The 1376-nt window shown below is 45.4% G+C and carries 2 protein-coding genes and 2 pseudogenes; all 4 read right to left on the minus strand.

Features of this window, described 5'->3' with window-relative positions:
* Positions 1 to 85: pseudogene (locus R7M72_RS24740) on the minus strand (fimbrial protein); the annotation flags it as partial.
* Positions 75 to 668: a type 4a pilus biogenesis protein PilO gene (locus R7M72_RS24745; protein ID WP_005496571.1), complete on the minus strand. Its 594-nt coding sequence runs from the start codon at positions 666 to 668 to the stop codon at positions 75 to 77. The pseudogene R7M72_RS24740 and the gene R7M72_RS24745, both read right to left, overlap by 11 nt.
* Positions 661 to 1239: a PilN domain-containing protein gene (locus R7M72_RS24750; protein ID WP_318056420.1), complete on the minus strand. Its 579-nt coding sequence runs from the start codon at positions 1237 to 1239 to the stop codon at positions 661 to 663. The genes R7M72_RS24745 and R7M72_RS24750 overlap by 8 nt, the downstream gene beginning before the upstream one ends.
* Positions 1223 to 1376: pseudogene (locus tag R7M72_RS24755) on the minus strand (pilus assembly protein PilM); the annotation flags it as partial. The pseudogene R7M72_RS24755 and the gene R7M72_RS24750, both read right to left, overlap by 17 nt.

Genomic DNA, 1376 nt, shown 5'->3' on the forward strand with positions numbered 1-1376 from the left:
TAAAATCCGTTAATGATTCATCATTCGCCTGGCACCCGACCAATAGAGCGCTTACCAACACCGTCAGCAAAGATTTATTTCCCATCTTTCTTTTCCTCAGGCTTGAACTGATAAGTGTTTGCTCTCACTCGGAAGTGCAAAGTTTCACTCTCTTGGCTGACACGCTGCCAAGTCACGTCTTTAAAGGTGATGATGCGTGGCAGTGTGGCAATGGCCTGTGAAAAACGACCGATATCGTGGAAATCACCTGTTAGCTCGATATTTAGTGGCAATCGATACAGGAAGTTTTCAGATTGCTTTTCTCCCCAATCGATTCGAGTAAACGTTAACTTGTTGTCGATACCGAGTTCGTTTACCGACGCCAACATTGTGGCCAACTCTTTTTGTGCCGGTAGTTGTTGCAACAGCAACTCATAACGCGTAGTGAGCTCGTCCAGTTGAGATTGCAATTGAGGCAATGCAGCCACCTTGTTGGCTTTTATGCGCAATGCCACTTTTAATGTTTGCTCCTCTTGAATCAAATTGTTCAAGCGAGCCTCTTCTGGCTTTAAGTAAAACCAATAACCAAACCCTTGGATAAGAAGAACAAGCAGGCAGATCACTACAAGCTGAGGCAGTAATGGCCATTCAGCAATCTCATCCATTTCTAGATCTTGCCAATTAACCATGTTGTTTTCCCTCTTTCTTCTCTTCTACCGTGTTGAACATGAAGGACACTTTAAAGGTCTGAACCTCTTTACCGAAACGGGCTTTTCCGTGCACGATAGAGTGCATTTCAACGTCCAGTAGCTTGGCAGAACGTTCCATGTTATCGAGCATGGTTGCTAGCCGTGGTGTACTGTCTGAAATACCTGAGATTTCAATTTCTAGATCGTTCATTTTGATCTTGTCGACATACACGCCTTCTGGAATAACAGCAGGCATGAGGTTCATAAAATCAGTGGTTTTATTCCGACCATTTTGCAACGCTTCCACAACTTTCAAGCGTTCCAAGATTTTGCTGTGTTCAAGCTCCGCGATCTTCATCGCTTCTATCCGCTTATCTAGATCGGAAATGTACGTTGTTAGATAGTCGAGTCGCTCTTGTTGAAGATCTTGTTGATACTCATAATATTTGCCAACGCCCCACTGAATCCCCAACGCCACCATGACGCCCAATACCACTAAACCGACAAATCGACGACGATGCTCTTCCCTTTGATTTTCGCGCCAAGGCAATAAGTTAATGCGATACAGCACGCACACCTCCTAACCAATGAATGCCACGCACCGCCAGCCCTGCAGCCGTCGAAAAATGTTGCCAATCGGCCGCTCGGCGCTTGCGTTTCGACACTTTCATTTCAAACAGTCCGAGTGGGTTTAACAACTCACACTCC

This window comes from Vibrio sp. YT-18, assembly GCF_033337345.1.
In the GTDB taxonomy this organism is placed as follows: domain Bacteria; phylum Pseudomonadota; class Gammaproteobacteria; order Enterobacterales; family Vibrionaceae; genus Vibrio; species Vibrio alginolyticus.

Bases quoted from the DNA above. Each gene is read 5' to 3' on its own strand.
- R7M72_RS24745 (WP_005496571.1), bottom strand. From the start codon at position 668: ATGGTTAATTGGCAAGATCTAGAAATGGATGAGATTGCTGAATGGCCA.